This is a genomic window from Parazoarcus communis, from assembly GCF_003111645.1.
Classification (GTDB): domain Bacteria; phylum Pseudomonadota; class Gammaproteobacteria; order Burkholderiales; family Rhodocyclaceae; genus Parazoarcus; species Parazoarcus communis_A.
The window spans coordinates 4,308,796-4,334,514 of record NZ_CP022187.1; the positions used below are offsets into that span (position 1 = coordinate 4,308,796).

Genomic DNA, 25,719 nt, shown 5'->3' on the forward strand with positions numbered 1-25,719 from the left:
GTGGAAACTGTCGTGTGAGCAGTTGGTTTGTCGGCTTTGCGACAGGGCGGCGCTGTGCGCACGGGGCTTGCAGCCTGGCGCCCAAATTGCTGGGGAACGCCGGTAACGCCATTTTCCGGAGCTGAAACGCATGAGTGCAGCGCAGATACGTACCGATATGCTTGTTCGGGTCGAGGAGGCCGCGACCGACATCCTGACCCTGGTCGAAGGCCTCAGTGCCGACGATTTTTCCCGTAGCCACCTGACGCGAGCAGCGACGCTGGCGTGTCTGCGTGAAATCACCGACGCCGCGTCGGCATTGCCTGCCGAAGGCCGCGCGGCGATGCCCGAGGTGGATTGGGCCGGCTGGCTGGACCTGGGGGACGCACTCGCAAACGGCGTTTCGTGTGCCGAGCGCGAATGGCAGGCCGCATCCGAAGGTGCCGCCGTGATCCTGCAATGGATGCGTGTCTACAGGCAGGCGGCCTGAGCCAGGCCTGCGCGGCAGACCTGGCTCAGGCCTTCGGGCTTTCTGGTTCCGCTTCCGGCGGCCCGGCTGCAGCGAGCTCCTGCTCCAGCAGCGCCACCAGTTCCATGTGCGCATCCTTGGTGGATTGAATCAGCTGGCTCTCGTCGTGGTACAGCGCCTGTTGCCGCTTGAGCAGTTCCTGGTCGTTGCGGGCGAACAGGTCGATGATCTGGCTGGCGACCTCGGGGGGCTTGCCGAGGGCTTCGAAGGTCATGCAGGCCAGGGCGAGGCTGGACTTGAAGGTTTCACGCATCTGCAGGGTGACGCCGAGGTCCATCAGGCGGTAGGCATGGAAGCGGTCGCGCGCGCGGGCGACGATCTGCACGTGGGGGAAATGCTTGCGCACGAGTTCGGCGCAGCGCAGCGAGGTTTCGATGTCGTCGATGGCCAGCACGAATACCTTGGCTTCGCCGACGCGGGCGGCGTCCAGCACTTCCAGGTGGGCCGCATTTCCGTAGTAGGCCTGGGCACCGAAGCGGCGCACGACGTCGACTTCGTCGCGGTCCTTGTCCAGGGCGGTGAAGGGCACGCCGCGCAGGCGCAGGATGCGGCCGATGATCTGGCCGACGCGACCGAAGCCGGCGATCACGACGGGGTTGGGTTCGTCGGGCATGTCGTCGGCAGGCTGTTCCGGCTGGTTCGCTGCTTCCCTGGCGTTGATGCGGTCGCCGATAATGAACAGCAGCGGGGCGATGGCCATTGACAGCGCGACCGACAGCGTCAGCTGTTCGACGACATCGACCGGCAGCAGCGAATTTGCCCGCGCGGCCCCGAACAGCACGAAGGCGAACTCGCCGCACTGCGCGAGCGCCAGGGCTTGCATGCGCGACACTTTGGCTGCACCGCCAACCATCCTGCGCAGGCCGTACAGGCCGAAGCCCTTGATTGCGAGCAGGCCGAAGGTGAAGGCGATGACGTTGATCGGGTGCTGCACGATCATGCCGAGGTTGATGCTCATCCCCACCGCGATGAAGAAGAAACCCATCAGCAGGCCCTGGAAGGGCGCGATCGAGCCTTCGAGTTCGTGGCGGAAGTCCGAGTCGGACAGCAGCACGCCGGCGACGAAGGCGCCGAGCGACATCGACAGGCCGCTGGCCTCCATCAGCAGGGCAAGACCGAGCGCGGTGGCGAGCGCCGCGGCGGTAAACATCTCGCGGCTGTCGATGCGGCTGACGTGGCGGAAGATGCGGTCGAGCACCGGTCGCCCGATGGCGATGACGATGCCCAGCACCACCAGTCCCACGACGGGCGACACGCCGCCTTCCGGCTTGTCGGCACCGAGCAGGGGCAGCAGCGCCAGCAAGGGGATGACCATCAGATCCTGGAACAGCAGGATGGCGAAGGTTTCGCGGCCGTAGCGGCTATGCAGCTCATTGCGTTCGGCCAGTGTCGGCAGCACGAATGCCGTCGACGACAGGGCCAGCGCCAGGCCGGCCAGAACGGACTCGGACCAGCTCAGCCCCAGCAGCCTGGCAACACCGATGAGCAGCGCGCCCACACCGAAGAACTGCAGCGCGCCGAGCCCGAACACCGGCTTGCGCAATGCCCACAGGCGGCTGGGCTGAAGCTCAAGGCCGATGATGAACAGCAGCAGCACGACGCCGAGCTCTGCGGTATGCAGCAGGTTCTCGGGGTCGTGCACCACGCTCGCACCCCAGGGGCCGATCAGCACCCCCGCGACGAGGTAGCCCAGCACTGTGCCGAGCCCCGCGCGCTTGAAGAAAGGAACGAGAAAAACAGCAACGGCGAGCAGTGCAGCGAAGGTGGCGACTGATTGCATTGAGATCGATTCGGGTGTGTATGGAGTCCGAAGTCTCCGGCCCTTTGCGGGGTGGCTGCCGAGCGCCGGTCGCTGCCGGCGATCAGGAACAGAGGGTTTCGATTATGCAGCGATTTTGGCGAGACGTTGCCATCAATAGGCCGCCACGACTGCCCGCCTGTGAAGGAGACTGAACTGCGGGCTCTACCTCACCATCGGCTCCAGGGTCTTCAGATGCCCGATGAGCGCGCTTGCCGGGGGGGCAACCCAGCTCGTCTTGGCGTGTCCTGCTGTGATGTGCAACGCCATGTTGTAGCGCCAAACGGGCATTGCAGCGGCTGGCTTGCCCGGAGTTGGCTGCACCGTAGCTGTAATGCGGCACAAAACAAAAAGGCCAATCCTTGTGGATTGGCCTAAGTGCTTGAATTCCTTGGTGGGGGCACTAGGATTCGAACCTAGGACCTACTGATTAAGAGTCAGCTGCTCTACCAACTGAGCTATACCCCCATTGCCGTTTTTACTGGCGTCGCCGGATGTTGTTCCGTCGAGAGGCGCGCATAATAGCCAATAGCCTTTGCATATGCAAGCTTTTCGGCGAAAAAATTGCTCAGGATGCCTGTATGCGGCCGCCGCGGCGACGTGTGCCGATACCGGCGATGGCACCCATGCCCTGGCTGCCGTGGGCATGACAGATGGCGCAGGCGAGGGCGTCGGCGGCGTCGGGGCTCGGCGATGCGTCCAGGGCGAGCAGACGCTGGACCATGTGCTGAACCTGCTCCTTCGCGGCCTTGCCGTGGCCCACGACTGATTGCTTGACCTGGAGTGCGGTGTATTCCGCCACCGGCAGATCGCATGACACCGCGCCGCAGATCACCGCACCGCGGGCCTGCCCGAGAAGCAGGGTGGACTGCGGATTGACGTTCACGAACACCTTTTCCACCGCGACCATGTCCGGCTCATAGGTGGCGATGACTTCGCGCACACCGTCGAGCAGCGTCTTGAGGCGCCCCGGCAGTTCGCCGTCACGGGTCTTGATGCAGCCGCTGGCGACATAGCGCAACTGGCTGCCGAGGACGTCGATGACGCCGAAGCCGGTGATGCGCAGCCCGGGGTCGAGGCCGAGGATTCGGGTGGCAACCGTGCGTGATGCCGTGCCGCCCGGGCTGAGCTGGCTCAAACCACCACCGCAGTGCCGCTGACGCACACCATCAGCATGCCGTTGTCCTGGCCGAGCACTTCGTAGTCGATGTCGATGCCGACGACGGCGTTGGCGCCGAGCTTGGCAGCCTGTTCTGCCATTTCTTCCATCGCCATTTCACGCGCATCGGCCAGTGAACGCTCGTACGCGCCCGCGCGGCCGCCGACGATGTTGCGGATGGAGGCGAACAAGTCCTTGAAGATGTTGGCGCCGATGATGGCTTCGCCCGCGACCACGCCGAGATAGCGCTGGATGGTGTGGCCTTCGAGGGTGGGGGTGGTTGACAGTTGCATGGCCGGTCTCCGTGGATGCATTCCCGCCGAATGCTATCAGGCCTTGCGGGCGAGCCATACTCCGGCGACGGCCACGATCATGCCGGCAAGCGCAAGTCCGCTGAGGGTTTCGCCGAACATCGCCCACGCAATCAGCGCGGTGGTGGGGGGCGTCAGGTAGAACAGGCTGGCAACGTTGACGGCGCTGCCGCTGCGGATGAGCAAGTTGAGCAGGCTGATGGCGCCCAGCGACAGCACCACGACCAGCCACAGCAGCGCAAACACGAACTCGCCGCTCCAGGTGATCTCCATGCTCTCGGTCTGGTTGGCAATCAGTGCGGTGAGGATCAGCGTGGGGACGAACTGCACGATGGAGCCGGTGCGCAGGTCGAAGCGCGGGCAGAAGCGTTTCTGGTACAGGGTCCCTACGGTGATGCCGATCAGCGCGAGCAGCGCCGGGGCGAGCATCGTGCCGAGTTCGTCCGGCGCCATGCCGTCGACCGCGATCTTGTTGCTGACGACCAGTGATACGCCGAAGAAACCGAGCGCGAGCCCGCCCCACTGGCGGATGCTGACGCGTTCGCCGAGCAGGAAGCCGGCGCCGAGTGCGGTGAGCAAGGGCTGCATGCCAACGACCAGCGCGGTGACGCCAGCCGGCAGTCCGCGATCGATGGCAACGAATACGCCACCCAGGTAGAGGGCCTGAACCAGAACGCCGGTGATGCCGATATGCATGGCTTCGCGTGGCGACTTCGGCCATGGGGCACGCATCGCCAGCGCCAGCACGACCATCAGCACGATGACGAGCACGTAGCGCGTGGACAGGAAGGTGAGCGGCCCCGCATAGGGCAGACCGAACTTGGCGCCAACGAAGCCAGTGCTCCAGAGCAGCACGAAGAGCAGCGGCATCACGCGTTGTGCAAGGGTGGGCGTGGTCATGATCGGGGCCGAGTCTGCAGAATAAAAAAGGCGACGCATCGCGCCGCCTCATGAGTGCCGCGAGTAGCCGGGCTTACTCGTCGAGTGCTGCCGAAGTGTAAACGTCCTGCACGTCGTCGAGTAGCCGGGCTTACTCGTCGAGTGCTGCCGAAGTGTAAACGTCCTGCACGTCGTCGAGTGCGTCGAGCGCATCCAGCAGCTTCTGCATGCGCACCGCATCGTCACCCGAAAGCTCGGTTTCGTTCTGCGGCTTCATCGTGACTTCGCCGAATTCGGCGGTAAAGCCGGCGGCTTCGAGCGCTTCCTTCACCGAGGTGAATTCCCACGGTCCGGTGATCACTTCGAGGGAGCCATCGTCGTTGGCGACCACGTCTTCCGCGCCGGCTTCGAGGGCGGCTTCCATCAGCGCGTCCTCGTCGGTGCCGGGGGCAAACATCAGCTGCCCACAATGGGTGAACTGGAACGCGACACAGCCGTCGGTGCCCATGTTGCCACCGTACTTGGAGAAGGCGTGGCGGACGTCGGCAACGGTACGGACCTTGTTGTCGGTGAGGCAGTCGACGATGACCGCTGCGCCGCCGATGCCGTAGCCTTCGTAGCGCGCTTCCTCGTAGGTCACGCCTTCAAGCTGGCCGGTGCCGCGCTTGATCGCGTTGTCGATGTTGTCCTTGGGCATCGATTCGCCCTTCGCCTTGTCGATGGCGAGGCGAAGACGCGGGTTTGAGCCGATATCGCCCCCGCCCATGCGGGCAGCGACGGTGATTTCCTTGATCAGCTTGGAGAAGACCTTGCCCCGCTTGGCGTCCTGACGACCCTTGCGGTGCTGAATATTGGCCCATTTTGAGTGACCAGCCATACGAACCTCTGGAGCAGCGTGTGCGGTTGAAAAGTCGCTGCATTATACAGATCCCCGGCCGCAGGCTGGTGCCCGGGCGGGATGCTCGGGTTAAGATTGAGCGTATTCGCCGTTCAGAACTAACTTGCCGGAGGGGCACATGGTCGAGCCGCTACTGATTGCCAGAACAAAAGACAAGGACATCGTCCTGCTGCCGCGCCTGGCCAATCGCCATGGGCTGATTACCGGCGCGACCGGGACGGGCAAGACGGTCACCCTGCAGAAAATGGCCGAGGCATTCTCCAGCGTCGGCGTACCGGTGTTCATGGCCGACGTCAAAGGGGATCTGTCCGGCATCGGCGCTGCCGGCACCGCCTCCGACAAGCTCATGCAGCGCCTGGCGGCGCTCGGCATTACCGAGTTCAACCCGCGTGCCAACACCACCGTGTTCTGGGATGTGTTCGGTGAACAGGGCCATCCGGTGCGGGCCACGATCTCCGACATGGGGCCGCTGCTGCTGTCGCGCCTGCTCAACCTCAACGATACTCAGTCGGGGGTGCTGCAGCTCGTGTTCAAGCTCGCCGACGACAACGGCATGCTCTTGCTCGATCTCAAGGATCTGCGCGCGATGGTGCAGTACGTGGGGGAGAACGCGAAGACCTTCACCACCGAATACGGAAACATCTCCACGGCGTCGATCGGTGCGATCCAGCGCAATCTGCTGGGGCTGGAAGAGCAGGGCGGCGACATCTTCTTCGGCGAGCCGATGCTGGACATCAACGACCTGATGCAGACCGATGGCGAGGGCCGTGGCGTGATCAACGTGCTGGCGGCCGACCGGCTGTACAACTCGCCCAAGCTGTACTCCACCTTCCTGCTGTGGATGCTGTCGGAGCTGTTCGAGCAGCTGCCCGAAGTCGGTGACCCCGAAAAGCCCAAGATGGTGTTCTTCTTCGATGAGGCTCACCTGCTGTTCAACGATGCGCCCAAGGCATTGATCGAGAAGATCGAGCAGGTCGTGCGCCTGATCCGCTCCAAGGGCGTTGGCGTGTATTTCGTGACCCAGAACCCGCTCGATGTCCCCGAGACGGTGCTCGGGCAGCTCGGCAACCGGGTTCAGCATGCCTTGCGTGCCTTCACCCCGCGCGACCAGAAGGCGGTCAAGACCGCAGCCGACACCATGCGTCCGAACCCGGCGTTCAACGCGGCTGACGCGATCACCGAGCTCGGGGTTGGCGAGGCGCTGATCTCCTTCCTCGACGAGAAGGGACGGCCGACCATCGTCGAGCGTGCGTTCGTCATTGCCCCTGACTCGCGCCTTGGGCCGATGGTCGATGCCGAGCGCAAGGCGGCGATCACCGGCTCGGTCATCTACGGTCACTACGAGAAGGCCGTGGATCGACAGTCCGCGTACGAAATGCTGCGTTCGCAGGCCGCGGCCCGCGAGGCGGAAGCCCCCGCCAAGGCAAGCACTGGCGGATCGGGTGGCGGGCTCAACGACATGCTTTTCGGCTCCACCGGGCCACGCGGAGGTCAGCGCGACGGGCTGCTGCAGATCGCCGCCAAGACCGTGACCCGCACCATCGGCAGCAGCATCGGACGCCAGATCGTGCGCGGTCTGCTGGGTTCCTTGCTCGGCAGCAAACGCTGAACCTGCGCTGAAAGGCCGGCGGCCGGTGCGCGGGACGGTCGCCGCCGTTCCGGCGTCAGTGCATCGGCATTGTGCGATCGTGTTTGAGGTGGCTTAATCCCGACTCGCCAAACGGGAGTGCGGGACATGGGGCAGACGTCGACCGGCGTCGGATTGTTGTTTGCGGTTGCAGGAGCGGTCGGTTTCTCGTTCAAGGCGATCCTGGTGAAGCTGGCCTATCGATACGGGGTCGATGCTGAAACCCTGCTCGCCTTGCGCATGGCCTTTTCGCTGCCTTTCTTCCTCCTGCTTGGGGTGCTGGGCAGTCGCAGAGCCGCGTCGCCGCTGTCGCGCGCCGACTGGGTGTGGATGGCCGGCCTGGGCGTTTTCGGCTATTACCTCGCAAGCTACCTGGATTTCCTCGGGCTCGCCTACATCACGGCGGCACTCGAACGCCTGATCCTGTTTCTGTATCCCACCATCGTGCTCGTGGTCTCCGCCCTGTTTCTGGGCAAGCCCATCACCCGGCGCATGGCTGGCGCGCTCGCATTGTGCTATCTCGGGATCGGGCTGGCGGTCGGGCACGACCTCACGCTCGCCGGCGAGGCTGGCGACGTGGTGCTGGGCTGCGTACTGGTGTTTGGCAGTGCGGTCAGCTATGCGCTCTACCTCATGGGGAACGGGCACGTGGTCGGGCGTCTGGGCTCGGCGCGGGTGACAGCCTACGCCTCGTCCTTTGCCTGTGTGTTCAGTCTGGCGCAGTTCGGTCTGATGCGTCCGATCGAGGCCTTGGCGCAGCCGTGGGAGGTCTATGGGCTGTCGCTGGCGATGGCCGCATTCAGCACGGTCGGGCCGGTCTGGCTCGTGTCCGAGGCGATTCGCCGGCTTGGCGCCGGGCCGGTATCGCTGACCGGCACCCTTGGTCCGGTGGTTACCCTGTTCTTCGGATGGCTGCTGCTTGGCGAGCGCATCGGGCTGGCGCAGATGGCGGGCATGACGATGGTGATAGCAGGCGTGGTGACGATGGCGCGCGCCCCGAAGCGCTGAATCGCTCAAGAATCGGTGCGAGCGGTCGATATGACGTGATATACAGTCCGTCGGACTTGCACATGATCGAACGAAGGGAGAGCAGCATGGGGTGGCTGGGAAAGAGTGCCGAGCTTGCAGCCTTGCGGGTTGAACTCGATGTCGCACGAAGTGCACTCGAGTTCGAGCGCGAGCGGTCTGCCACGCTTGAGGCCAGGATCGCCGAGCAGGAGCTGGCGTGTGCCGAAGCCAAACGCCGGGAGGCGCTGTTCGATGCGCTGTTCGGCCAGTTGCGCAACTACGGTCAGACCCTGGTTTCGGTACAGGGCACTTTTGGAGACCTTGCCCAACGCCTTGGCGCACAGGAAAGGGCCGCGACACGCTCGACCGTTGCGGCAGACGAAAGTGTCGCAGCCATCGGCAGTGTGTCGGGAAGCCTGGCGCAACTTGCGACCGATACCGGCGAGACCGCTGGCTCGGTCGCACAACTGGCCGAGCGTGCAGCCCAGATCGGCGGCATTGTCCGACTGATTCGGGAGATTGCCGACCAGACCAATCTGCTCGCACTGAACGCGGCGATCGAAGCGGCGCGTGCGGGCGAACAGGGGCGTGGTTTCGCGGTCGTGGCTGACGAGGTGCGCAAGCTGGCTGAACGTACGGCCGGGGCAACGAATGAAATCTCCGGGCTGGTGACCGCCATCCAGGGCGAGACGGGGCAGGTGCGGGGCGTGATCGGCTCTCTGTCGGACAAGGCGACCAGTGCGGCCGAGGATGGACGTCGGGCGCAGGGCAGCATGGACGAATTGAGCGATATCGCCCGCCAGCTCGCGGGCACCATGCAGGACGCGTCAGTGCGCAGTTTTGCCGAACTGGCGAAGCTCGATCATCTGATCTTCAAGCTCGACGTGTATCAGGCGGTTTCGGGGCACTCCGGGCGCACAGCCGCCGACTTCTCAAGTCACCACGAGTGCCGGCTCGGGAAATGGTATTTCGAGGGCGATGGAAAGCGTTTCGCCAATCTGCCCGCCTATCGCAATCTTGATGCGCCACATGCGCTGGTGCACGCCGCCGGCAAGCGGGCGCTCGAATCGTGCGGTGCCGGGCGTCTTGACGATGCGCTCTCGGGCATTCAGGACATGGAGCAGGCCAGCGTCCGCGTGCTTTCCGAGCTGCAGGCAATCTCGGATTCGTCGGTCCAGTCCAGACGCTGAACCCGAAACGGCGTACTGCAAGCCGTTTCGGGCGGTCGGCGCGTTCAGGCGAGCTTGAGGCGCTGGCAGATCTCGGTGGTGAGGGCTGACTGGTTCATGCTGTAGAAATGCAGGCCAGGCGCGCCGCTGGCGATCAGTTTTTCGCACATCGCGGTGACGACATCGAGGCCGAAGGCACGAATCGATTCCGAATCGTCGCCGAAGGCTTCGAACTTCTTGCGCATCCAGCGCGGGATCTCGGTGCCGCACGCGTCCGAGAAACGGGCCAGCTTGGAGAAGCTGGCGATGGGCATGATGCCGGGGATGATCGGGATGTCGACGCCCATGCCACGTACCGCATCGACGAAATGCAGATACGCGTCGATGTTGTAGAAGTACTGCGTGATCGCGGAGTCGGCGCCGGCTTCGGCCTTGCGCTTGAAGGCGAGCAGGTCGTCCTTTGGGCTGCGGGCTTGCGGATGCCATTCAGGGTAGGCCGCAATCTCGATGCGGAAACGCTGCCCCGTTTCGGCGCGAATGAACGCCACCAGCTCGTTGGCATAGCGAAATTCGCCTGCATCGCCAACGCCGGAGGGCAGGTCGCCACGCAGGGCGACGATACGCTTGATGCCGGCTTCGGCGTACTCCGCCAGGATGGCGCGGATGCTGTCGCGGGTCGAGCCGATGCACGACAGGTGGGGGGCTGCTTCGGAGCCGCTCGCTGCAATCTCCTTGACCGTGGCGAAAGTGCGCTCGCGGGTGGAGCCGCCTGCGCCATAGGTCACCGAGAAGAAGCTGGGCCGGAGCTCGGCCAGTCGGGCGCGCACGGCACGCAGCTTTTCCGCACCCTCTTCGGTTTGGGGCGGAAAGAATTCGATCGAAAGTTCAGTGTCGTTCATGTTGCATCCAGATGAAGAATTCGCGGTTGCCGTCGGTGCCGGTAATGGGGGAGTCGTACCAGCCCTTTACGCTCAGACCGCAACTGCGTGCACTATCCCGAAGTCGTGATTCGACGTCGGCATACAAGTTGGTATCGCGGACAATGCCGCCTTTGGACAAGCCCTTGGGGCCGACCTCGAACTGTGGCTTGACCAGCGCCAGGATGCTGCCCCCGGTTGCCAGCAGCGCAGGCCACTGCGGCATCAGCAGTGTCAGCGAAATGAAGCTTGCATCGCAGACGATCAGCCCGAAGCCGTCCGGAGGGAAGTGGGGACCCAGATCCGCAGCGAGCAGGTGACGCGCATTGATACCCTCCAGGGTGACGCAGCGCGCGTCCGCCGCCAGTTTCGTGTGGATCTGGCCGTGTCCGACCTCGACGCCGACAACCTGCTTCGCGCCCGCCTGCAGCAGGCAGTCGGTAAAGCCGCCGGTCGATTGCCCCACGTCGAGGCAAGTCAGGCCGGTGACGGACAGCTTGCTGGCTGCCAGCGCGCCTGCAAGCTTGAGCCCGCCGCGCGAGACGAAGCGGTCGTTCTCGTCCTGCCGGACTTCCAGTACAACCTCGCCCGACAGCGTCTGGGCCGATTTCGTCACCGGACCACCTTCCCAGCTGACCCGGCCGGCCTCGATCAGCACCTGCGCCGAAGTTCGGGAGGGCGCGAGCCCTTGAGCCACCAGCAGACTGTCAGCACGCATCAGGCCGCCACGCTCGGCGGGTGCCTGCACATGGGGCGTGGCAGGCGCGGTTGCCGGGCGCGCCGTGCGCCGATGAAATGATTTCAAGCGAGCAATCCCGAACGCTCAGGAAACCTTCACCACTTCGACCGGGTGCTCGTACACATCCTTACGCTTGTCGTAGAGGGGAATGGTGGTGCCGTGTGTGCGGCCGCTTTCGAGGTCCTTGAGGTCCACGTCGGCCACGACGATCTGTTCGATGTTCGGTGTGCCTTCGGCGGCAATGCCGTCGCGTGCGAAAGCGAAGTCCGACGGCGTGATGATGCTGGCCTGACCATAGTGCAGACCCAGGCCCTCGACCGGCAGGTTGCCCACGGTGCTGGTCATGGCGACAAACACCTGGTTTTCGATGGCCCGGGCGTGGCAGCAATAGCGCACGCGCAGGAAGCCCTGGCGGTCATCGGTACACGAGGGCACGAAAAGAATGTCGGCGCCGGCTTCGCACACCATGCGTGCGAGTTCCGGGAACTCGATGTCGTAGCAGATCAGGATCGCGATCTTGCCGAAGGGGGTCTCGAACAGGCGCAGCTGGTCACCGGCGTCGGTGTTCCATTTTTCGCGCTCCCAGCGCGTGCGGTGGATCTTGTCCTGCTCGTGGATTTCACCGCTCGGGGTGAAATAGTAGGCGGTGTTGAGCAAGCGCCCTTCTTCGGTGACCTGTGGGGTGGTGCCGCCGATGAGGTGCACGTCCCATTGCGCTGCAAGCTCCTGCATCAGGTCCTTGTAGCGCTTGGTGTAGTCGTTCATGTTGCGCACGGCAGCGCGCACGTCGCTGGTGTCCATGAAGGACAGCAGTTGTGTGGTGAAGATCTCGGGCAGCAGCACGAACTGGGGTTTGTAGTCCCCGGCGGCCTTCATGATGAAACGCACCTGATTCTCGAAACCCGACCAGTCGTGGATCGGGCGCAGCAGGTACTGCACGGCAGCAATTCGAACGATCATAGTGCGATGTCCTCAGGGATGGTGGTGGGTTTTGACGGATCGTAATCCGGGCTGAGCCATACGATCAGCGAGGCATAGCCGCGCGATTCGGTATCCTCGGGGATGTAGTTCTCGATGACGCCGCAATAGCTGAAGCCTTCCTTGATCTGGAAGCTCAGTACGGGGTCGATCAGATCGCCCCAGACCACCTTTTGCGCATAGAACTCTGCGCTCATTTCGTCAGCGTAGCGGTCGTAACCCGGCAGGCGTCCGCAGGCAATGATGCGCTTCAGGTTCATGGCCCGGCACAGCGATCGACGGCCTTCGTATAGCAGGTGTCCCACCCCTTTGCCCTGCAGCCTCGGGTCGACAAAGACCTCTGCGCCATAAAGCGTCTTGCCGTCCGGATTGTGATTGTCGAACGTGCCGGCCCCGGTGATCTCCTTCCAGCTGTGCGACTCCGCCCAATCGTCCCACAGCACGATGAGTGAGCTCGCACATCCGACCAGGCCATCTTCGGTCTCGGCCACGATCTGTCCCTGTGGAAAAACGTCGAGCTGCTCGGCGAGCTTGCGCTTGCTCCATGCAGGGATGTCCGGATAGACCTCGGATTGAAGGGCGATCAGTGCGGGAATGTCTTCCGGGCGAGTCTGACGCACGCTGACAGAGTTCATTCGGTGTCTCCAATTCCTATTGTTCGTAAGGGCCACCGCGCCCTGGAGGAGGCGGTGGCCCGTCCGCAGCCGGGCCGATCAGTAGCGGTAATGATCAGCCTTGTACGGGCCTTCAACCGGTACGCCAATGTAGGCGGCCTGGTCGGGGCGCAGCACGCTGAGCTGTGCATTGAGTTTCTTCAGTTGCAGGCGTGCGACCTTTTCGTCCAGATGCTTGGGCAGAGTGTACACGCCGACAGGGTAGTCACCCGTACGAGTATAAAGTTCGATCTGGGCGATGGTCTGGTTGGCGAAGCTGGACGACATCACATAGCTCGGGTGGCCCGTGCCGCAGCCGAGGTTAACCAGGCGACCCTTGGCGAGCAGGATGATGCGCTTGCCGTCGGGGAAGATCACGTGATCGACCTGGGGCTTGATCTCTTCCCATTCGTACTGCTCGAGCGAGGCAACATCGATTTCGTTGTCGAAGTGTCCGATGTTGCACACAATGGCCTGGTCCCTCATCGCAGCCATGTGTTCATGGGTGATGACGTTGAAGTTGCCCGTGGTCGTCACGAAGATGTCTGCCTTGTCCGCAGCGTACTCCATGGTGACGACGCGGTAGCCTTCCATCGCAGCCTGCAGGGCGCAGATCGGGTCGATTTCGGTGATCCACACCTGAGCCGACAGTGCGCGCAGCGCCTGTGCCGAGCCCTTGCCCACATCACCGTAGCCGGCCACCAGGGCAACCTTGCCCGCAATCATCACGTCGGTCGCACGCTTGATGCCATCCACCAGCGACTCGCGGCAGCCGTAAAGGTTGTCGAACTTGGACTTGGTGACCGAGTCATTGACGTTGATCGCCGGGAACTTGAGTTCGCCGCGCTGATGCATCTGATACAGGCGATGAACGCCGGTGGTGGTTTCTTCGGTGACGCCCTTGATCTGTGCAAGACGGGTGGAGTACCACGTCGGATCGGTGGCGAGCTTGGCCTTGATCGAAGCGAAGAGGATGGTTTCCTCTTCCGACGTCGGCTTGGCGATGACCGAAATGTCCTTCTCGGCACGTGCGCCCAGATGCAGCAGCAGGGTGGCATCGCCGCCATCGTCTAGGATCATGTTCGAGTAGCCGCCGTCGGCCCATTCGAAGATGCGGTGGGTGTAATCCCAGTAATCGCTCAGCGACTCGCCCTTGACCGCGAACACCGGAATGTTCTGTGCGGCGATGGCTGCAGCGGCGTGGTCCTGGGTCGAGAAGATGTTGCACGAGGCCCAGCGCACTTCGGCGCCGAGCGCGGTCAGGGTCTCGATCAGCACCGCGGTCTGGATGGTCATGTGCAGCGAACCGGTGATGCGTGCGCCCTTCAGGGGCTGGGCGGCAGCGTATTCGTCGCGGATCGCCATCAGACCGGGCATTTCGGTCTCGGCGATACGGATTTCCTTGCGGCCCCAGTCGGCCAGCGTCAGGTCGGCAATAACGTAATCGTTGAATTCAGCCACAGCGTTCATGTGAAGCTCCATGCTATGGCCGGGAGGGAAAGAGGACGGCGTTTAGCTCACCCATCATCCCGAACCCGGCAGGGTTTGAGAGAAAAGACCAGGGTGAGCGCCGTTTCACACGCCCGCCCGGGGAGGGCGGGTTCCGAGCCTGGGGCTGTCGCAATGAATGCGGACAGTGCCTTGCAGCGCTCCTCGGAATTCTTCGAATTATAGCGATCCCGCACAGTTTGCGGAATGCCTGCTACCGATCTGATGCAGCTTTCCCGTTGTGACGGACGATGCTGACGACCAGTGTGATCACCGTCAGCGGCATCACATAGCCAAGCATGACGCCGGAAAAGGCCTGCAATCCGGCGTGATGCTGTGCGGCGAGGATCAGCCACGCGGTATAGGCCGCGTAATAGCCGAGAAACAGGATGCCTTCCCAGCGCGCAATCTCCCGCCCGGTGATCAGGATCGGCAGGCACGCAAAGGCTACGGCGAGCATGACCCAAAGATCGAAATGACGGGCAGCCTCGGAAACGGGAAGCCCTGCGGGTGCCACGAGTCCGGTGACGCCCAGCACGGCACAGATGTTGAAAACGTTGCTGCCCACCACGTTGCCGACCGCAATGTCACGCTGGCCGCGCAGTGCAGCGACGATGGAAGTGGCGATCTCGGGCATCGAGGTGCCGACGGCAACCACGGTGAGGCCGATCACCAGATCGCTGACACCGAAGGCGCGTGCAAAGACGACCGCTGAGTCGACCAGCCAGCCGGCGCCGAGCACCAGCATGACAAGGCCGGCGACCACCAGCGCAGTCTGCACAGTCCAGTGGCTGTCCCATTGCGAGGTCGGAATGTCGTCGGCGAAATCCTCGCTCATCGCGGCCGACCCCTTGCGCGACTGCCGCACCAGAAACACCGTGTAGGCGATCACCAGACCGAACAGCGTCGCCGCTTCGATGCGGTTGATGGAGCCGTCGAGCGCCATGACCAGCAGAAGCACCGAGGCGCCGATCATGATCGGAATCTCCTGCCGGATGATCTGCTCAGCCACCAGCAGTGGCGCGATGACCGCGGCGATGCCGAGGATCAGCAGGACGTTCGCAATGTTGCTGCCCACCACGTTGCCGATGGCAATGTCAGGGTTGCCGTTGAGCGCCGAGCCGACCGAAACCGCCATCTCCGGCGCGCTGGTGCCGAAGGCGACAACGGTCAGGCCGACGACGAGCGGCGAGATGCCAAAGGAAACCGCCAGTCGCGACGCTCCGCGCACAAGGAGTTCGGCACCGATGACGAGGGTGATCAGACCAAGGAGGAACAGCAGGGCTTGCTCGAGCATTGAGGGCTTGATGAATGTTGAACTGTTTCAGAGTGCATCCGTTCGGCACGGTTCCCGCATCGTGCGGAACCCGTGCCGAACGCATCGCTGGCGCCAGCCTGTGACCGGCGCCGTGGTACATCAGAGGCCGGCGTCGGCGCGCAGCGCGGCGGCCTTGTCGGTCTGCTCCCAGGTGAACTCGGGTTCGTCGCGGCCAAAGTGACCGTAAGCCGCTGTCTTGGCGTAGATCGGACGCAGCAGGTCGAGAGTCTGGATGATGGCCTTCGGACGCAGGTCGAAGTGAGCACGGATCAGTTCAACGATCTTTGCATCGCTGATCTTGCCGGTGCCGAAGGTGTTGACCATGAGCGAAACCGGCTTGGCGACGCCGATGGCGTAGGCGACCTGAACTTCGCACTTGTCGGCGAGGCCGGCAGCGACGACGTTCTTGGCCACGTAACGACCTGCATAGGCGGCCGAGCGGTCGACCTTGGACGGGTCCTTGCCCGAAAACGCACCGCCACCGTGGTGAGCAGCGCCGCCGTAGGTGTCGACGATGATCTTGCGACCGGTCAGGCCGCAGTCGCCGTGCGGGCCGCCGATGACGAAACGGCCGGTCGGGTTGATGAGATAGCGCACTTCGCCCTGCAGCAACTCCTTGGGCAGCACCGGCTTGATGACTTCCTCGATGATGGCCTCGGAAATCTGAGCGTGCGACACCTCGGGGCTGTGCTGGGTCGATACCACGACGGTGTCGATGCCGACCGGCTTGCCGTCGACATACTTGACCGTGAGCTGGCTCTTGGCGTCGGGGCGCAGCCACGGCAGGCGGCCATCCTTACGCACTTCGGCCTGACGCTGCATGATACGGTGCGCGTAGTAGATCGGCAGCGGCATCAGGCTGGCGGTTTCGTTGCACGCATAGCCGAACATCAGGCCCTGGTCGCCCGCGCCCTGGTCGAGGTCGATTCCTTCGCCTTCATTCACGCCCTGCGCGATGTCGGAGGACTGGCGGTTGATGGCGGTGAGGATGGCGCACGACTTGTAGTCGAAACCGATGTCGGAGCTGTCGTAGCCGATGCGACGCACCACATCCTGTGCGATTTCGCGATAATTGGGATGGGCGGTGGTGGTGATTTCGCCCGAAATGACGACCAGGCCGGTGGAGACCAGCGTCTCGCAGGCAACGCGGGCGTGCGGGTCTTCGGTGAGGATGGCGTCGAGCACGCCATCCGAGATCTGATCCGCAACCTTGTCGGGATGACCTTCGGAAACCGATTCCGAGGTGAAGAGGAATTCTGCTGCCATGACTGCTCCTGAAAAACAAAAATCCCCGTTTCCTGGCGTTACGGCCAGCTCCGGGGATTTCATCGAGCAGCCGACGCTTTAGCAGAATTTTTGGGTCACGCGATTGTTGCGGTGACGGCCGCCCTGCAAGTTGTCGAGTTAACTCGGCGGCTGAGGCACAATTATAGACTGTGTTTGTCTCAGGTCAATCTGTCACCGGATCGGAACCGCGAAAACTACCGTGATTGTCAATCTCCTTTTTCGCGTGCTTGCGCGCTTCCCGCTGTCCCTGCTGCACCTCATCGGAGGTTGGGCGGGCTGGATTGCCTACGCCGCGTCGCCGTCCTATCGCCGCCGCCTGCGACGCCATCTGGCTCAGGCCGTCGGTGATGTCGATCCTGCGGTGCTGCATTCCGCGATCGCCGAGGCGGGCAGGCAGGCGTTCGAGCTGCCGTGGCTGTGGCTGCGTCCGGCCGAGGAAGTGGTGGCCAAGGTGAAGCGGGTGGAGGGCTGGGAGCTCGTTGATGCGGCCCACCGCGAGGGCGCGGGCATCGTGTTCATGACGCCGCATCTGGGCTGTTTCGAAGTCACCGCGCAGTACATCGCCTCGCTGACGCCAATTACCGTGCTTTACCGCCCGCCGCGCAATGCTGCGCTCGAGCCCCTGATGCAGGCCGGACGCGTACGCGGTCAGATGAAGACAGCCCCGGCAGATCTGTCGGGGGTGCGCCGGCTGGTGAAAACCCTGCGCAGTCACGAAGCGATCGGCATGCTGCCAGACCAGGTGCCGGGAGCCGGCGAAGGTGCGTGGGCGGATTTCTTTGGCCGACCCGCGTGGACGATGACGCTGGCGGCGCGCCTGGCAGAGGTCAAGGGCGTGCATGTGATCTATTGCTGGGCCGAGCGTTTGCCGCACGGCGAGGGCTATGTGTTCAGGCTGTCGGCGCCTGTCGAGCCACTCGAAGGGGATCTGCCCGCACGTGTGGCAACCATGAACCGGGAGATCGAACGCGTCATCCTGAAGTGCCCCGGCCAGTACATGTGGGGCTACAACCGCTACAAGAAGCCGCGTGCAGCGCGTGAAGCGGCAGCAGGGTCCGAGGCGTGATGAGCCGTCTCGGCGTGGCGGTATTCTGGCTGCTGCACTGGCTGCCGCTTGCGGTGCTGGCGCGACTGGGCGAGGCGCTGGGGTTGCTGCTTCATGTGTTTGCCTTGCCGCGCCGGCATGTGGTGGATACCAATCTGAAATTGTGCTTTCCCGAACTCGATGCGCGGCAGCGGCGTCAGCTCGCGCGTCGTCATTTTCGTACTGTGGGGCGCAGCCTGCTCGAGCGCGGCCTGTTGTGGTGGGGAAGTCGCGAGCGTCTCGAGCGCCTCGTCAGAATCGAGGGCGGCGACCGTGTGCGGGCACTGCAGGCCGCGGGGACGCCGGTCATCCTGCTTGCCCCCCATTTCGTCGGACTCGACATGGGCGGGACGCGGGTGACGATGGACTTCGATATCGTCAGTGTCTATGCGCGGCAGAAGAAGAATCCGGTGCTCGATCGCTGGCTTTATCATGGCCGCAGCCGGTTTGGCGATCAGCTGCTGCTCGCGCGGCAGGACGGCGTGCGCAGTTCGGTGAAGGCGATGAAGGCCGGGCGCCCGTTCTACTACCTGCCGGACATGGATTACGGTCGGCGCGATGCGATCTTCGTCCCCTTTTTTGGCGTGCCGGCGGCTACCATCACCGGACTGCCGCGGCTTGCCCGCGTGGCCGGCGCAGCGGTGCTGCCCTGTGTCACGAAGATGTTGCCTGGCGGCGCCGGCTACGTCGTCGAGATCGGTGAGGCATGGTCCGACTTTCCGAGCGCGGATGTCGAGGCCGACACGCTGCGCATGAACGAGTGGATCGAGTCGGTCGTGCGCACGATGCCGGAGCAGTACTACTGGGTGCACAGGCGTTTCAAGACGCGCCCCGTGGGCGAGGCCAAGCTCTACTGATCTGCTGCGGGCGCGTCGGCGTCCGCGAGATGGCGCAGGACCACGGGAAAGGCGGCGCTGCCGAGCAGGGCAATCGCAGAGACGATGAGCGCAATTGCGGTGCCGCTTTCGGCAAGCACCGGATGCACATCGCTGAAGTCTCCCGCCAGCAGCACCAGGCCGGCAAGCAGGCAGGCAAGGCCGGGAAGGCCGAGCAACCATGCGGAAATCGGGAGGGCTGAGCGGCGCGGCGCTGGCGTATTGGTCATGTCCCGAATTCTCTCACGATGACGCGTGCTGGACGATACCCGGGTGCAGGAGGAGAATCCGGGCACGCTTTCCGCATTGACCAGAACTCCCATGAAACTGCGCTTTACCAAGATGCATGGCCTCGGCAACGACTTTGTCGTGATCGACGCAACCCGTGAACCGGTTGAACTCACTCCCGAGCGCGTCCGGGCGATCGCCGATCGCCATTTCGGCGTCGGTTGCGACCAGCTGCTGGTGGTCGAGCCGCCGAGCCGGCCGGCTGTCGATTTCCGCTATCGCATTTTCAATGCTGACGGCGGCGAAGTCGAGCAGTGCGGCAATGGCGCACGCTGCTTCGTGCGCTTCGTGTACGACAAGAAGCTGACCGACAGGGCCGACATCAGCGTCGAGACCCGCTCCGGCATCATTTCGCCGCGTTTGCGCGAGGATGGGCTGGTCACGGTCGATATGGGTGTGCCCGTCCTCTCTGCTGCCGAGGTCCCCTTCGTCTCCGACTCCGACGCGATCGTGCAGCCACTCGAGGTGGGCGGCGACATGCTTGCGATCACGGCCGTATCGATGGGAAACCCGCACGCCGTTCAGGTCGTGGCCAACGTCGATGCCGCCCCGGTCGAAACCCAGGGGCCGCTGATCGAGCACCACCCGCGTTTTCCCGCGCGGGTGAATGCAGGCTTCGTGCAGGTGGTCGACGCGCACCGTATCCGCTTGCGCGTGTTCGAGCGCGGATCCGGGGAAACCCTGGCCTGTGGCACCGGGGCATGTGCCGCGGTGGTGGCGTCGATACTGCGCGAACTGGTTGTTTCGCCGGTACGGGTGGAAACCCGTGGTGGTGAGCTTGAGATCGCCTGGGCAGGTCCGGGCACGCCGGTGCTGATGACTGGCCCGGCAGTAACGGTTTTCGAGGGCGAGATGAATCTCGTCTGATGTCTGGAGACATGCAACAGGGCGTGATGCCCGACAGGAGCTATTGCCGATGAATGCCGATGAAGTCGCACGCTATCTGCGCGACAACCCTGATTTTCTGTCCGACCATGGCGAACTGTTCACCGAACTGACCGTGCCGCACCCGCAGCACGAAGGCCAGGCGATCTCGCTTGCGGAACGGCAGCTTCACGCCCTGCGCGACAAGATCCGCCTGCTGGAGGTCAAGCTTGCCGAGCTGATTCGCTTTGGCGAGGAAAACGACGAGATCAGCGAAAAAGTGCATCGGCTGACCCTGTTGCTGCTCGAGGCGCACGGCTACGAAGGCGTCCGCCACGAACTTTTTTCCAGCATGCAGCAGGACTTCGCCATTCCTCATGTCGCGCTGCGAATCTGGAACAGCGTGCTGGCACGCAGCGACGAGGACTTTGCGCCCGTTGGCGAAGGCGTGCGCCTGTTTGCGGGCGACCTCCGTCACCCGTATTGCGGTGCGCCGAGCAACATCGAAGTGCTGAGCTGGTTTGGCGAGTCGGCTCCGCATGTGCGTTCTGTCGCCCTCATGCCGCTGCGTCGGCAGACTCAGGTGGTCGGTCTTCTGGCCCTGGGCAGTGAAGAGCCCGAGCGTTTCTACCCCGAGATGGGCACCCTGTATCTCGGCCGGATTGGTGAGCTTGCCGCCGCCGCGCTGCTCGGGGAGATCGGCTGAACGCATGCCTGAGCCACTTGCCGCAGCGCTTGCGCCGGTCTGGGTCGAGGGCTATCTGGGGTGGCTTGCGACCCAGCGTCGTGCCGCCGCGCTGACGCTGGAGAACTACCGTCGGGATCTGCTGCGCTTGCACCGCCTTGCACAGGGGCGCGACCCCGGTGCCCTGAGCGCGGCCGAGATCCTCCGCTTCGTGGGGCGCATGCATGCAGAAGGCCTGGGCGGGCGCTCGATTGCGCGCTGTCTGTCGGCCTGGCGCGGCCTGTATCGGTGGCTGATCCGCCACCATGGGCTGAACCACAACCCGGTGGACGGTATTCGGGCACCAAAATCCCCGGCGACCCTGCCGCGCGTGCTGTCTCCCGATCAGGCAAAGGCCTTGCTCGACGCTCCGGCCGACAGCCTGCTCGAGATTCGCGATCTGGCGATGTTCGAGCTGTTCTACTCGTCAGGGTTGCGCCTGTCCGAGCTCGCCGGGCTTGGGCTCGATGATGCCAGCGATCTTGAGGGCGGCATGGTGACGGTGCGCGGCAAGCGCGGCAAGACGCGCAGCGTGCCTGTCGGCAACCAGGCGGTCGAGGCAGTGAAGCAGTGGCTTGAGGTGCGCGGGCAGGTGCCGGTCGGCAGTCCGACCCTGTTCGTGACGCGCACCGGCGGACGAATGAGCCCGGGGGCGATTCGCAGCAGGCTCACCCTGAGAGCCGGTACGGTGGGCCTGGGCGTGCATGTCCATCCGCACATGCTGCGCCACAGTTTCGCCAGCCACGTACTGCAGTCGAGCGGGGACCTGCGTGCGGTTCAGGAACTGCTCGGCCACGCCAGCATCCGGACCACCCAGGTCTATACACACCTTGATTTTCAGCACCTCGCCAGGATCTATGATGCCGCTCATCCGCGGGCACGGAAGACGAAGGAGTAGGTTGCAGTGCTCCCCATTTTGGGTATCGACAAATGCTGATACTCATTCGCGATCGGCTATGCTGTCGTGCATCAATCAACAATAAATAATAAGCGGCGATGTGCGCACATGGCGCTGAGCCGCAAGCTAGGATGCATATGACATCTGAATCCTTTGCCCCCGATGAGGCTTCCATGGATGCTGGAATCGAAGCTCCGCCCGCAGAGAAAATAAAAAAGCAGCGCATGCTCAGGGATGTTGCCCTGCTGCTTGCAAAGCATGAAGTCCGGAACATGAAGCGCTGGTTCGAAGAGTTCGATCGCGACATCATGCTGCCCATCCTGCTCGGCGAAATTGCATTGCACAATATCGGCACGCCGAGTGCAGGCGCCGTCGGCGGTGACGGCTTGCCGGAGTGCACGCTCAAACCCTGTAATGCCTATTCGATTGCGGCGGCCACCGGCCTCCCGCGTGAGACCGTTCGCCGCAAGGTGGCACGGCTTGTCGAGCTGGGCTGGGTGTCCCGGCGCAAGAATGGCCACCTCTATGTGTCCTCGGGCGCTTTGCATCACTTTGGTCATCTGATGAGCTCACGCGAGCTTCCGGATCTGATCGATACCGCGGATCGCGCCCGGCGCCTGCTCGGCGACTGACCGTGGGTGCTGGCAGGGCGGTGGCACAAGGTGGCCGGTAAAGGCTAAACTTGGCGCCCTTTTGCTGGATCATCATCCATGGCTCGCCTTCATCTACGTCCCGGCAGGGAACGCACCGTCCTTCGTCGTCATCCCTGGATTTTCGCCGGCTCTGTCGATCATCTCGAAGGCCGCGCCCGTCCGGGCGACACGGTCGATGTGGTCGCTGCCGACGGCAAGGTGGTGGCGCGTGCAGCATGGTCGCCCGAGTCACAGATCCGTGCCCGGGTGTGGTCACTGGATGCCGAAGTGGCAATCGATCACGCCTTTTTCAAGCGCAGGGTCGCTGAATCCGTCGCCCGGCGCGAGACGCATCCCATGTTGCGCGGGCAGGATGGTCAGCGGCTGATCCACGGCGAGTCCGATGGATTGCCGGGCGTGATCGCGGATCGCTACGGTTCCGTGGTTGTGCTGCAGCTGACCAGTGCCGGCTCCGACAAGTGGCGCGATGCCATCGTGGCCGGTCTGGTACAGGCGACGGGCTGCGCCGCCGTCTATGAACGCTCGGATTCCGACGTGCGCAGGCTGGAAGGCCTGGAGCCGCGCGCCGGAATTGCCTTCGGCGAACTGCCTGCCGGAGGGCTGCAGATCGTCGAGAATGGCGTGCGTATGGAAGTCGATGTGGTCGGTGGCCACAAGACCGGGTTTTATCTGGATCAGCGCGACAACCGCAAGCTCACCGGCGATCTTGCCCATGGGCGGCGGGTGCTGAACTGCTTTTGCTACACCGGCGGCTTCTCCCTGCAGGCGCTGGCGGGTGGGGCGAGCAGCGTGCTGTCGATCGATTCGTCCGGCCCCGCACTTGCCACCGCCGCACGCAATCTGGCGCTCAACCCGCAACTCGATGCCACGCGTGCTGAATGGAGCGAGGATGACGTGTTCGAGGCACTGCGCGGTTTGCGTGCCGAAGAGCGCAGTTTTGACCTGATCATCCTCGATCCGCCCAAGTTTGCACCTTCCGCGGCTCACGCCGAACGTGCCTCGCGCGCATACAAGGACATCAACCTGTTCGGCTTCCGCCTGCTGGCGCCGGGGGGCATCCTGATGACCTATTCCTGCTCCGGCGGCATCGGGCTCGAGATGTTCCAGAAGATCGTCGCCAGTGCGGCAAGTGATGCCGGCGTCGACGCACGCATCCTGCATCGACTGGCCGCTGCACCCGACCATCCGGTCGGTCTGGCGGTACCCGAAGGCGAGTACCTCAAGGGACTTGCGATTCAGATCGGCTGATTGCCCACACGGGCGGGGGCCGCGGAGGCGCGCTTCCGCTCAGCGCTGGATGCTGGCCGACGGGGCGCGATCAGGGTTCGGCACCAGGTCGGCGAGGTTGAAAGCCAGCGTGATCAGGCCGAGTGCCATGAGCACGAGGCCGAAGTAGATCTTCTGCATGGTGGCGCCGGGCAGGCGTCGCACCTCGGCGTAGAAATGGTGGCGCAGGAAGATCAGCGCCATCGCCGCCATCGCCAGCAGACCGCCGCCCAGCACTCTCGAGGCGGTGGCGTCGAACTGGCGACCGAAGGCCGGGTCCCATCTGTCGGGCAGAAAGAACACCGGTGCCTGCAGCAGCAGGTGCAGGCCGCCAACCAGACAGAGCGTGAGCATCAGTACCTGGAAGGTCCGCATCAGTCGCCTCCGTCGCAGCCATCACTGCTGCAGGCACTGTCCGTGTCCCGCGCCGCATGCGCAGAAGCGCTGTTCGCAGCCTTTTCAGTCAGACGGCTCCCGCGAGCATGTTTCCTGCGGTCCTTCGGTTTGCGTGATGGGCGAGCCATAAGAAGCAGGATCCCGATCGCGGATACGATTACAAGCAGGCCCGCTGCCATTTCGGCGCTTATTGTCCGAACAGGTCGCTGCCCGGCAGGCGCGGGGCGTTGAGGCCGAAATGCTGCCAGATCGAATGCGTCGCCATGCGACCGCGCGGGGTACGCTGCAGGTAGCCCTGCTGGATCAGGTAGGGCTCGATGACGTCTTCGATGGTGTCCGAGGATTCGCCGATCGCCGCGGCGATGTTGTCGAGGCCGACCGGGCCGCCACCGAACTTTTCCAGCATTGCCAGCAGCAACTTGCGGTCCATCAGATCGAGTCCGAGCACGTCGACGTCGAGCATCACCAGCGCCGCGTCTGCGACCGCACTGGTGATGTCGCCGCCGGACTTCACCTCGGCATAGTCGCGCACCCGGCGCAGCAGGCGGTTGGCGATGCGGGGCGTGCCGCGCGCGCGCCGGGCGATCTCGAGCGCACCGGCGTCGTCGATGCTGACGTTGAGCAGCCGTGCGGAGCGACTGACGATGTAGGCAAGTTCGTCCGGCGTATAGAACTCGAGCCTGGAGACGATGCCGAAGCGGTCGCGCAGGGGGTTGGTGAGCATGCCCGCGCGGGTGGTTGCGCCCACCAGCGTGAACGGCGGCAGGTCGAGCTTGACCGAGCGTGCGGCCGGGCCTTCGCCGATCATGATGTCGATCTGGAAATCTTCCAGCGCGGGATAGAGGATTTCCTCGACCACTGGCGACAGGCGGTGAATCTCGTCGATGAAGAGGACGTCGTGCGGCTCGAGGTTGGTGAGCAGGGCGGCGAGGTCACCCGCGCGCTCCAGCACGGGCCCGGAGGTCTGCCGCATATTGACGCCCATCTCGGCAGCGACGATGTGGGCCAGTGTGGTCTTGCCCAGACCCGGCGGGCCAAACAGCAGGACGTGGTCGAGCGCCTCCTTGCGGTTGCGCGCAGCTTCGATGAAGATCTCCAGCTGCTCGCGGATCTTCGCCTGTCCGACGTAATCGGCCAGTCGCTTGGGGCGCAGGGCACGCTCGATGGCGTCTTCCTTGCGGTCGGTGGGCTCCGCGGAGATCAGCCTTTCGGGTGCGGCCGAGCGCAGCTTGTCAGTTTCGATCATGGCGAGAGTTTAGCGACTTGGCGACAGGCTGTGCGGGGCAATGCTCATGCCTTCGACAGCAGCTTGAGTGCGGCACGGATGCCGTCCGACACGCCGGTGTCCTCGCCGAGCCCCTTCATGGCGCCAAGGGCCTCGCGTTCGTTGTAGCCCAGTGCCAGCAGCGCGTTGAGAATATCGCTCTTCGCGTCCGGTGCGGCGTCGACGCCCGCGGCGAGGCGAATGCCGCCCGCGTTGGGCAGGGCCTTGCCGAGCTTGTCGCGCAACTCGAGCAGCAGGCGTTCGGCGGTCTTCTTGCCGATGCCGGGAATCTTCACCAGGCGGCCTGCTTCCTGCAGCGCGATCGCCTGGGCGAGATCGCTGACCGACAGACCGGACAGCACCGCCAGCGCCATGCGTGCGCCAATGCCGGAGATCTTCAGCAGCTGGCGGAAGGCGGTGCGCTCTTCGTCGGTGGCAAAGCCGTACAGGAAGTGACCGTCCTCGCGCACCGCGAGGTGGGTGTGCAGGCTGACCCGCTCGCCGGTCGCCGGCAGGTTGTAGAAGGTGCTCATGGGTACGTCGACTTCATAGCCGACGCCGTTGGCATCAACCAGAATCTGGGGTGGGTTCTTTTCCAGCAGCGTGCCGGTGATGCGTCCGATCATCAGTAGGGCTCCGGGTGCCGCTGCCTGTCTGTTGAACGGCTGCG

The 25,719-nt window shown here is 64.0% G+C and carries 27 protein-coding genes, 1 tRNA gene, 1 pseudogene and 1 riboswitch; of the genes and pseudogenes, 12 read left to right on the forward strand and 17 right to left on the reverse strand.

All coding sequences use genetic code 11. The features are described from left to right. Positions 1-130: 130 nt before the first annotated feature. Positions 131-469, forward strand: a complete 339-nt coding sequence (locus CEW83_RS19670; RefSeq protein ID WP_108950867.1) for a hypothetical protein — start codon at positions 131-133, stop codon at positions 467-469. A 25-nt stretch (positions 470-494) separates the two neighbouring features. Here the strand turns inward: CEW83_RS19670 and CEW83_RS19675 are convergent, their stop codons facing one another. The 6 genes from CEW83_RS19675 to CEW83_RS19700 all read right to left on the reverse strand — a co-directional run bounded on the left by CEW83_RS19675 (position 495) and on the right by CEW83_RS19700 (position 5,532). Beyond that, entirely contained in the window at positions 495-2,288 is a 1,794-nt protein-coding gene (locus CEW83_RS19675; protein WP_108950868.1) for a monovalent cation:proton antiporter-2 (CPA2) family protein, read from the reverse strand. A 410-nt stretch (positions 2,289-2,698) separates the two neighbouring features. Further along, positions 2,699-2,774: transfer RNA gene (locus tag CEW83_RS19680), tRNA-Lys, on the reverse strand. A gap of 100 nt (positions 2,775-2,874) precedes the next feature. Next, positions 2,875-3,444: a crossover junction endodeoxyribonuclease RuvC gene (ruvC, locus tag CEW83_RS19685; protein WP_108950869.1), complete on the reverse strand. Its 570-nt coding sequence runs from the start codon at positions 3,442-3,444 to the stop codon at positions 2,875-2,877. Beyond that, the gene (locus tag CEW83_RS19690; RefSeq protein ID WP_108950870.1) at positions 3,441-3,758 is read right to left on the reverse strand and encodes a heavy metal-binding domain-containing protein; all 318 of its coding nucleotides are present in this window, start codon (positions 3,756-3,758) and stop codon (positions 3,441-3,443) included. The genes ruvC and CEW83_RS19690 overlap by 4 nt, the downstream gene beginning before the upstream one ends. A 36-nt stretch (positions 3,759-3,794) precedes the next feature. Then, positions 3,795-4,676 (reverse strand): DMT family transporter, encoded by an 882-nt coding sequence (locus tag CEW83_RS19695; protein WP_108950871.1) that lies wholly within the window; start codon positions 4,674-4,676, stop codon positions 3,795-3,797. A 130-nt stretch (positions 4,677-4,806) separates the two neighbouring features. Further along, on the reverse strand, positions 4,807-5,532 hold the full coding sequence (locus tag CEW83_RS19700; protein ID WP_108950872.1) for a YebC/PmpR family DNA-binding transcriptional regulator: 726 nt from the start codon (positions 5,530-5,532) through the stop codon (positions 4,807-4,809). A 139-nt stretch (positions 5,533-5,671) separates the two neighbouring features. Here CEW83_RS19700 and CEW83_RS19705 point away from each other — a divergent pair, with 139 nt between their 5' ends. From CEW83_RS19705 to CEW83_RS21800, 4 genes and pseudogenes are all read left to right on the forward strand, one after another. Beyond that, positions 5,672-7,162: a helicase HerA-like C-terminal domain-containing protein gene (locus CEW83_RS19705; protein WP_108950873.1), complete on the forward strand. Its 1,491-nt coding sequence runs from the start codon at positions 5,672-5,674 to the stop codon at positions 7,160-7,162. A gap of 126 nt (positions 7,163-7,288) precedes the next feature. Further along, positions 7,289-8,188 (forward strand): DMT family transporter, encoded by a 900-nt coding sequence (locus CEW83_RS19710; RefSeq protein ID WP_108950874.1) that lies wholly within the window; start codon positions 7,289-7,291, stop codon positions 8,186-8,188. A 497-nt stretch (positions 8,189-8,685) separates the two neighbouring features. Next, positions 8,686-8,964: pseudogene (locus tag CEW83_RS21795) on the forward strand (methyl-accepting chemotaxis protein); the annotation flags it as partial. A gap of 39 nt (positions 8,965-9,003) precedes the next feature. Continuing rightward, complete coding sequence (locus CEW83_RS21800; protein ID WP_234419104.1) at positions 9,004-9,378, forward strand: CZB domain-containing protein; 375 nt, start codon at positions 9,004-9,006, stop codon at positions 9,376-9,378. Between the two features lie 44 nt (positions 9,379-9,422). Here CEW83_RS21800 and metF read toward each other — a convergent pair whose 3' ends face one another. The 7 genes from metF to metK all read right to left on the reverse strand — a co-directional run bounded on the left by metF (position 9,423) and on the right by metK (position 16,716). After that, complete coding sequence (gene metF, locus CEW83_RS19720; RefSeq protein WP_108950875.1) at positions 9,423-10,256, reverse strand: methylenetetrahydrofolate reductase [NAD(P)H]; 834 nt, start codon at positions 10,254-10,256, stop codon at positions 9,423-9,425. Then, the gene (locus CEW83_RS19725) at positions 10,243-11,079 is read right to left on the reverse strand and encodes a TlyA family RNA methyltransferase (protein ID WP_234418919.1); all 837 of its coding nucleotides are present in this window, start codon (positions 11,077-11,079) and stop codon (positions 10,243-10,245) included. The genes metF and CEW83_RS19725 overlap by 14 nt, the downstream gene beginning before the upstream one ends. A gap of 18 nt (positions 11,080-11,097) precedes the next feature. Beyond that, a complete protein-coding gene (locus CEW83_RS19730) occupies positions 11,098-11,973 on the reverse strand; it encodes a carbon-nitrogen hydrolase family protein (protein ID WP_108950876.1) in 876 nt (291 codons plus the stop codon). Continuing rightward, positions 11,970-12,626, reverse strand: coding sequence for a GNAT family N-acetyltransferase (locus CEW83_RS19735; RefSeq protein WP_108950877.1), 657 nt, complete (start codon positions 12,624-12,626; stop codon positions 11,970-11,972). Before CEW83_RS19735 ends, CEW83_RS19730 begins: the two co-directional genes overlap by 4 nt. Before the next feature lie 78 nt (positions 12,627-12,704). Continuing rightward, complete coding sequence (ahcY, locus tag CEW83_RS19740) at positions 12,705-14,114, reverse strand: adenosylhomocysteinase (protein WP_108951545.1); 1,410 nt, start codon at positions 14,112-14,114, stop codon at positions 12,705-12,707. An 88-nt stretch (positions 14,115-14,202) separates the two neighbouring features. Beyond that, positions 14,203-14,305, reverse strand: a riboswitch (S-adenosyl-L-homocysteine riboswitch). Between the two features lie 41 nt (positions 14,306-14,346). Then, the gene (locus tag CEW83_RS19745) at positions 14,347-15,429 is read right to left on the reverse strand and encodes a calcium/sodium antiporter (RefSeq protein WP_108950878.1); all 1,083 of its coding nucleotides are present in this window, start codon (positions 15,427-15,429) and stop codon (positions 14,347-14,349) included. 120 nt (positions 15,430-15,549) lie between these two features. Then, positions 15,550-16,716 (reverse strand): methionine adenosyltransferase, encoded by a 1,167-nt coding sequence (gene metK, locus CEW83_RS19750; RefSeq protein WP_108950879.1) that lies wholly within the window; start codon positions 16,714-16,716, stop codon positions 15,550-15,552. Positions 16,717-16,936: 220 nt separating this feature from the next. Between metK and CEW83_RS19755 the strand changes: the two genes are divergently transcribed. Both CEW83_RS19755 and CEW83_RS19760 read left to right on the forward strand, forming a co-directional pair. Next, complete coding sequence (locus CEW83_RS19755) at positions 16,937-17,803, forward strand: lysophospholipid acyltransferase family protein (RefSeq protein ID WP_108950880.1); 867 nt, start codon at positions 16,937-16,939, stop codon at positions 17,801-17,803. Then, positions 17,803-18,678 carry a lysophospholipid acyltransferase family protein gene (locus tag CEW83_RS19760; protein ID WP_108950881.1) on the forward strand — a complete coding sequence of 292 codons (876 nt, stop codon included), beginning with the start codon at positions 17,803-17,805 and terminating at the stop codon, positions 18,676-18,678. Before CEW83_RS19755 ends, CEW83_RS19760 begins: the two co-directional genes overlap by 1 nt. On the opposite strand, the gene CEW83_RS19765 is transcribed toward CEW83_RS19760, so the two are convergent. Further along, positions 18,672-18,926, reverse strand: a complete 255-nt coding sequence (locus CEW83_RS19765; RefSeq protein WP_108950882.1) for a hypothetical protein — start codon at positions 18,924-18,926, stop codon at positions 18,672-18,674. The genes CEW83_RS19760 and CEW83_RS19765 overlap by 7 nt on opposite strands. A 91-nt stretch (positions 18,927-19,017) precedes the next feature. Here CEW83_RS19765 and dapF point away from each other — a divergent pair, with 91 nt between their 5' ends. The 5 genes from dapF to CEW83_RS19790 all read left to right on the forward strand — a co-directional run bounded on the left by dapF (position 19,018) and on the right by CEW83_RS19790 (position 23,371). Further along, complete coding sequence (gene dapF, locus CEW83_RS19770; protein ID WP_108950883.1) at positions 19,018-19,851, forward strand: diaminopimelate epimerase; 834 nt, start codon at positions 19,018-19,020, stop codon at positions 19,849-19,851. A gap of 49 nt (positions 19,852-19,900) precedes the next feature. Continuing rightward, on the forward strand, positions 19,901-20,554 hold the full coding sequence (locus tag CEW83_RS19775; protein WP_108950884.1) for a DUF484 family protein: 654 nt from the start codon (positions 19,901-19,903) through the stop codon (positions 20,552-20,554). Between the two features lie 4 nt (positions 20,555-20,558). Continuing rightward, entirely contained in the window at positions 20,559-21,470 is a 912-nt protein-coding gene (locus tag CEW83_RS19780; protein ID WP_108950885.1) for a tyrosine recombinase XerC, read from the forward strand. Positions 21,471-21,643: 173 nt separating this feature from the next. After that, entirely contained in the window at positions 21,644-22,102 is a 459-nt protein-coding gene (locus CEW83_RS19785; RefSeq protein ID WP_108950886.1) for a helix-turn-helix domain-containing protein, read from the forward strand. A 78-nt stretch (positions 22,103-22,180) separates the two neighbouring features. Then, entirely contained in the window at positions 22,181-23,371 is a 1,191-nt protein-coding gene (locus CEW83_RS19790) for a class I SAM-dependent rRNA methyltransferase (protein ID WP_108950887.1), read from the forward strand. Between the two features lie 39 nt (positions 23,372-23,410). Here CEW83_RS19790 and CEW83_RS19795 read toward each other — a convergent pair whose 3' ends face one another. From CEW83_RS19795 to ruvA, 3 genes are all read right to left on the reverse strand, one after another. Continuing rightward, on the reverse strand, positions 23,411-23,764 hold the full coding sequence (locus CEW83_RS19795) for a hypothetical protein (RefSeq protein WP_108950888.1): 354 nt from the start codon (positions 23,762-23,764) through the stop codon (positions 23,411-23,413). A gap of 208 nt (positions 23,765-23,972) precedes the next feature. Next, a complete protein-coding gene (ruvB, locus tag CEW83_RS19800) occupies positions 23,973-25,031 on the reverse strand; it encodes a Holliday junction branch migration DNA helicase RuvB (protein ID WP_108950889.1) in 1,059 nt (352 codons plus the stop codon). 44 nt (positions 25,032-25,075) lie between these two features. Beyond that, on the reverse strand, positions 25,076-25,675 hold the full coding sequence (gene ruvA / locus CEW83_RS19805) for a Holliday junction branch migration protein RuvA (RefSeq protein WP_108950890.1): 600 nt from the start codon (positions 25,673-25,675) through the stop codon (positions 25,076-25,078). Positions 25,676-25,719 lie beyond the last annotated feature (44 nt).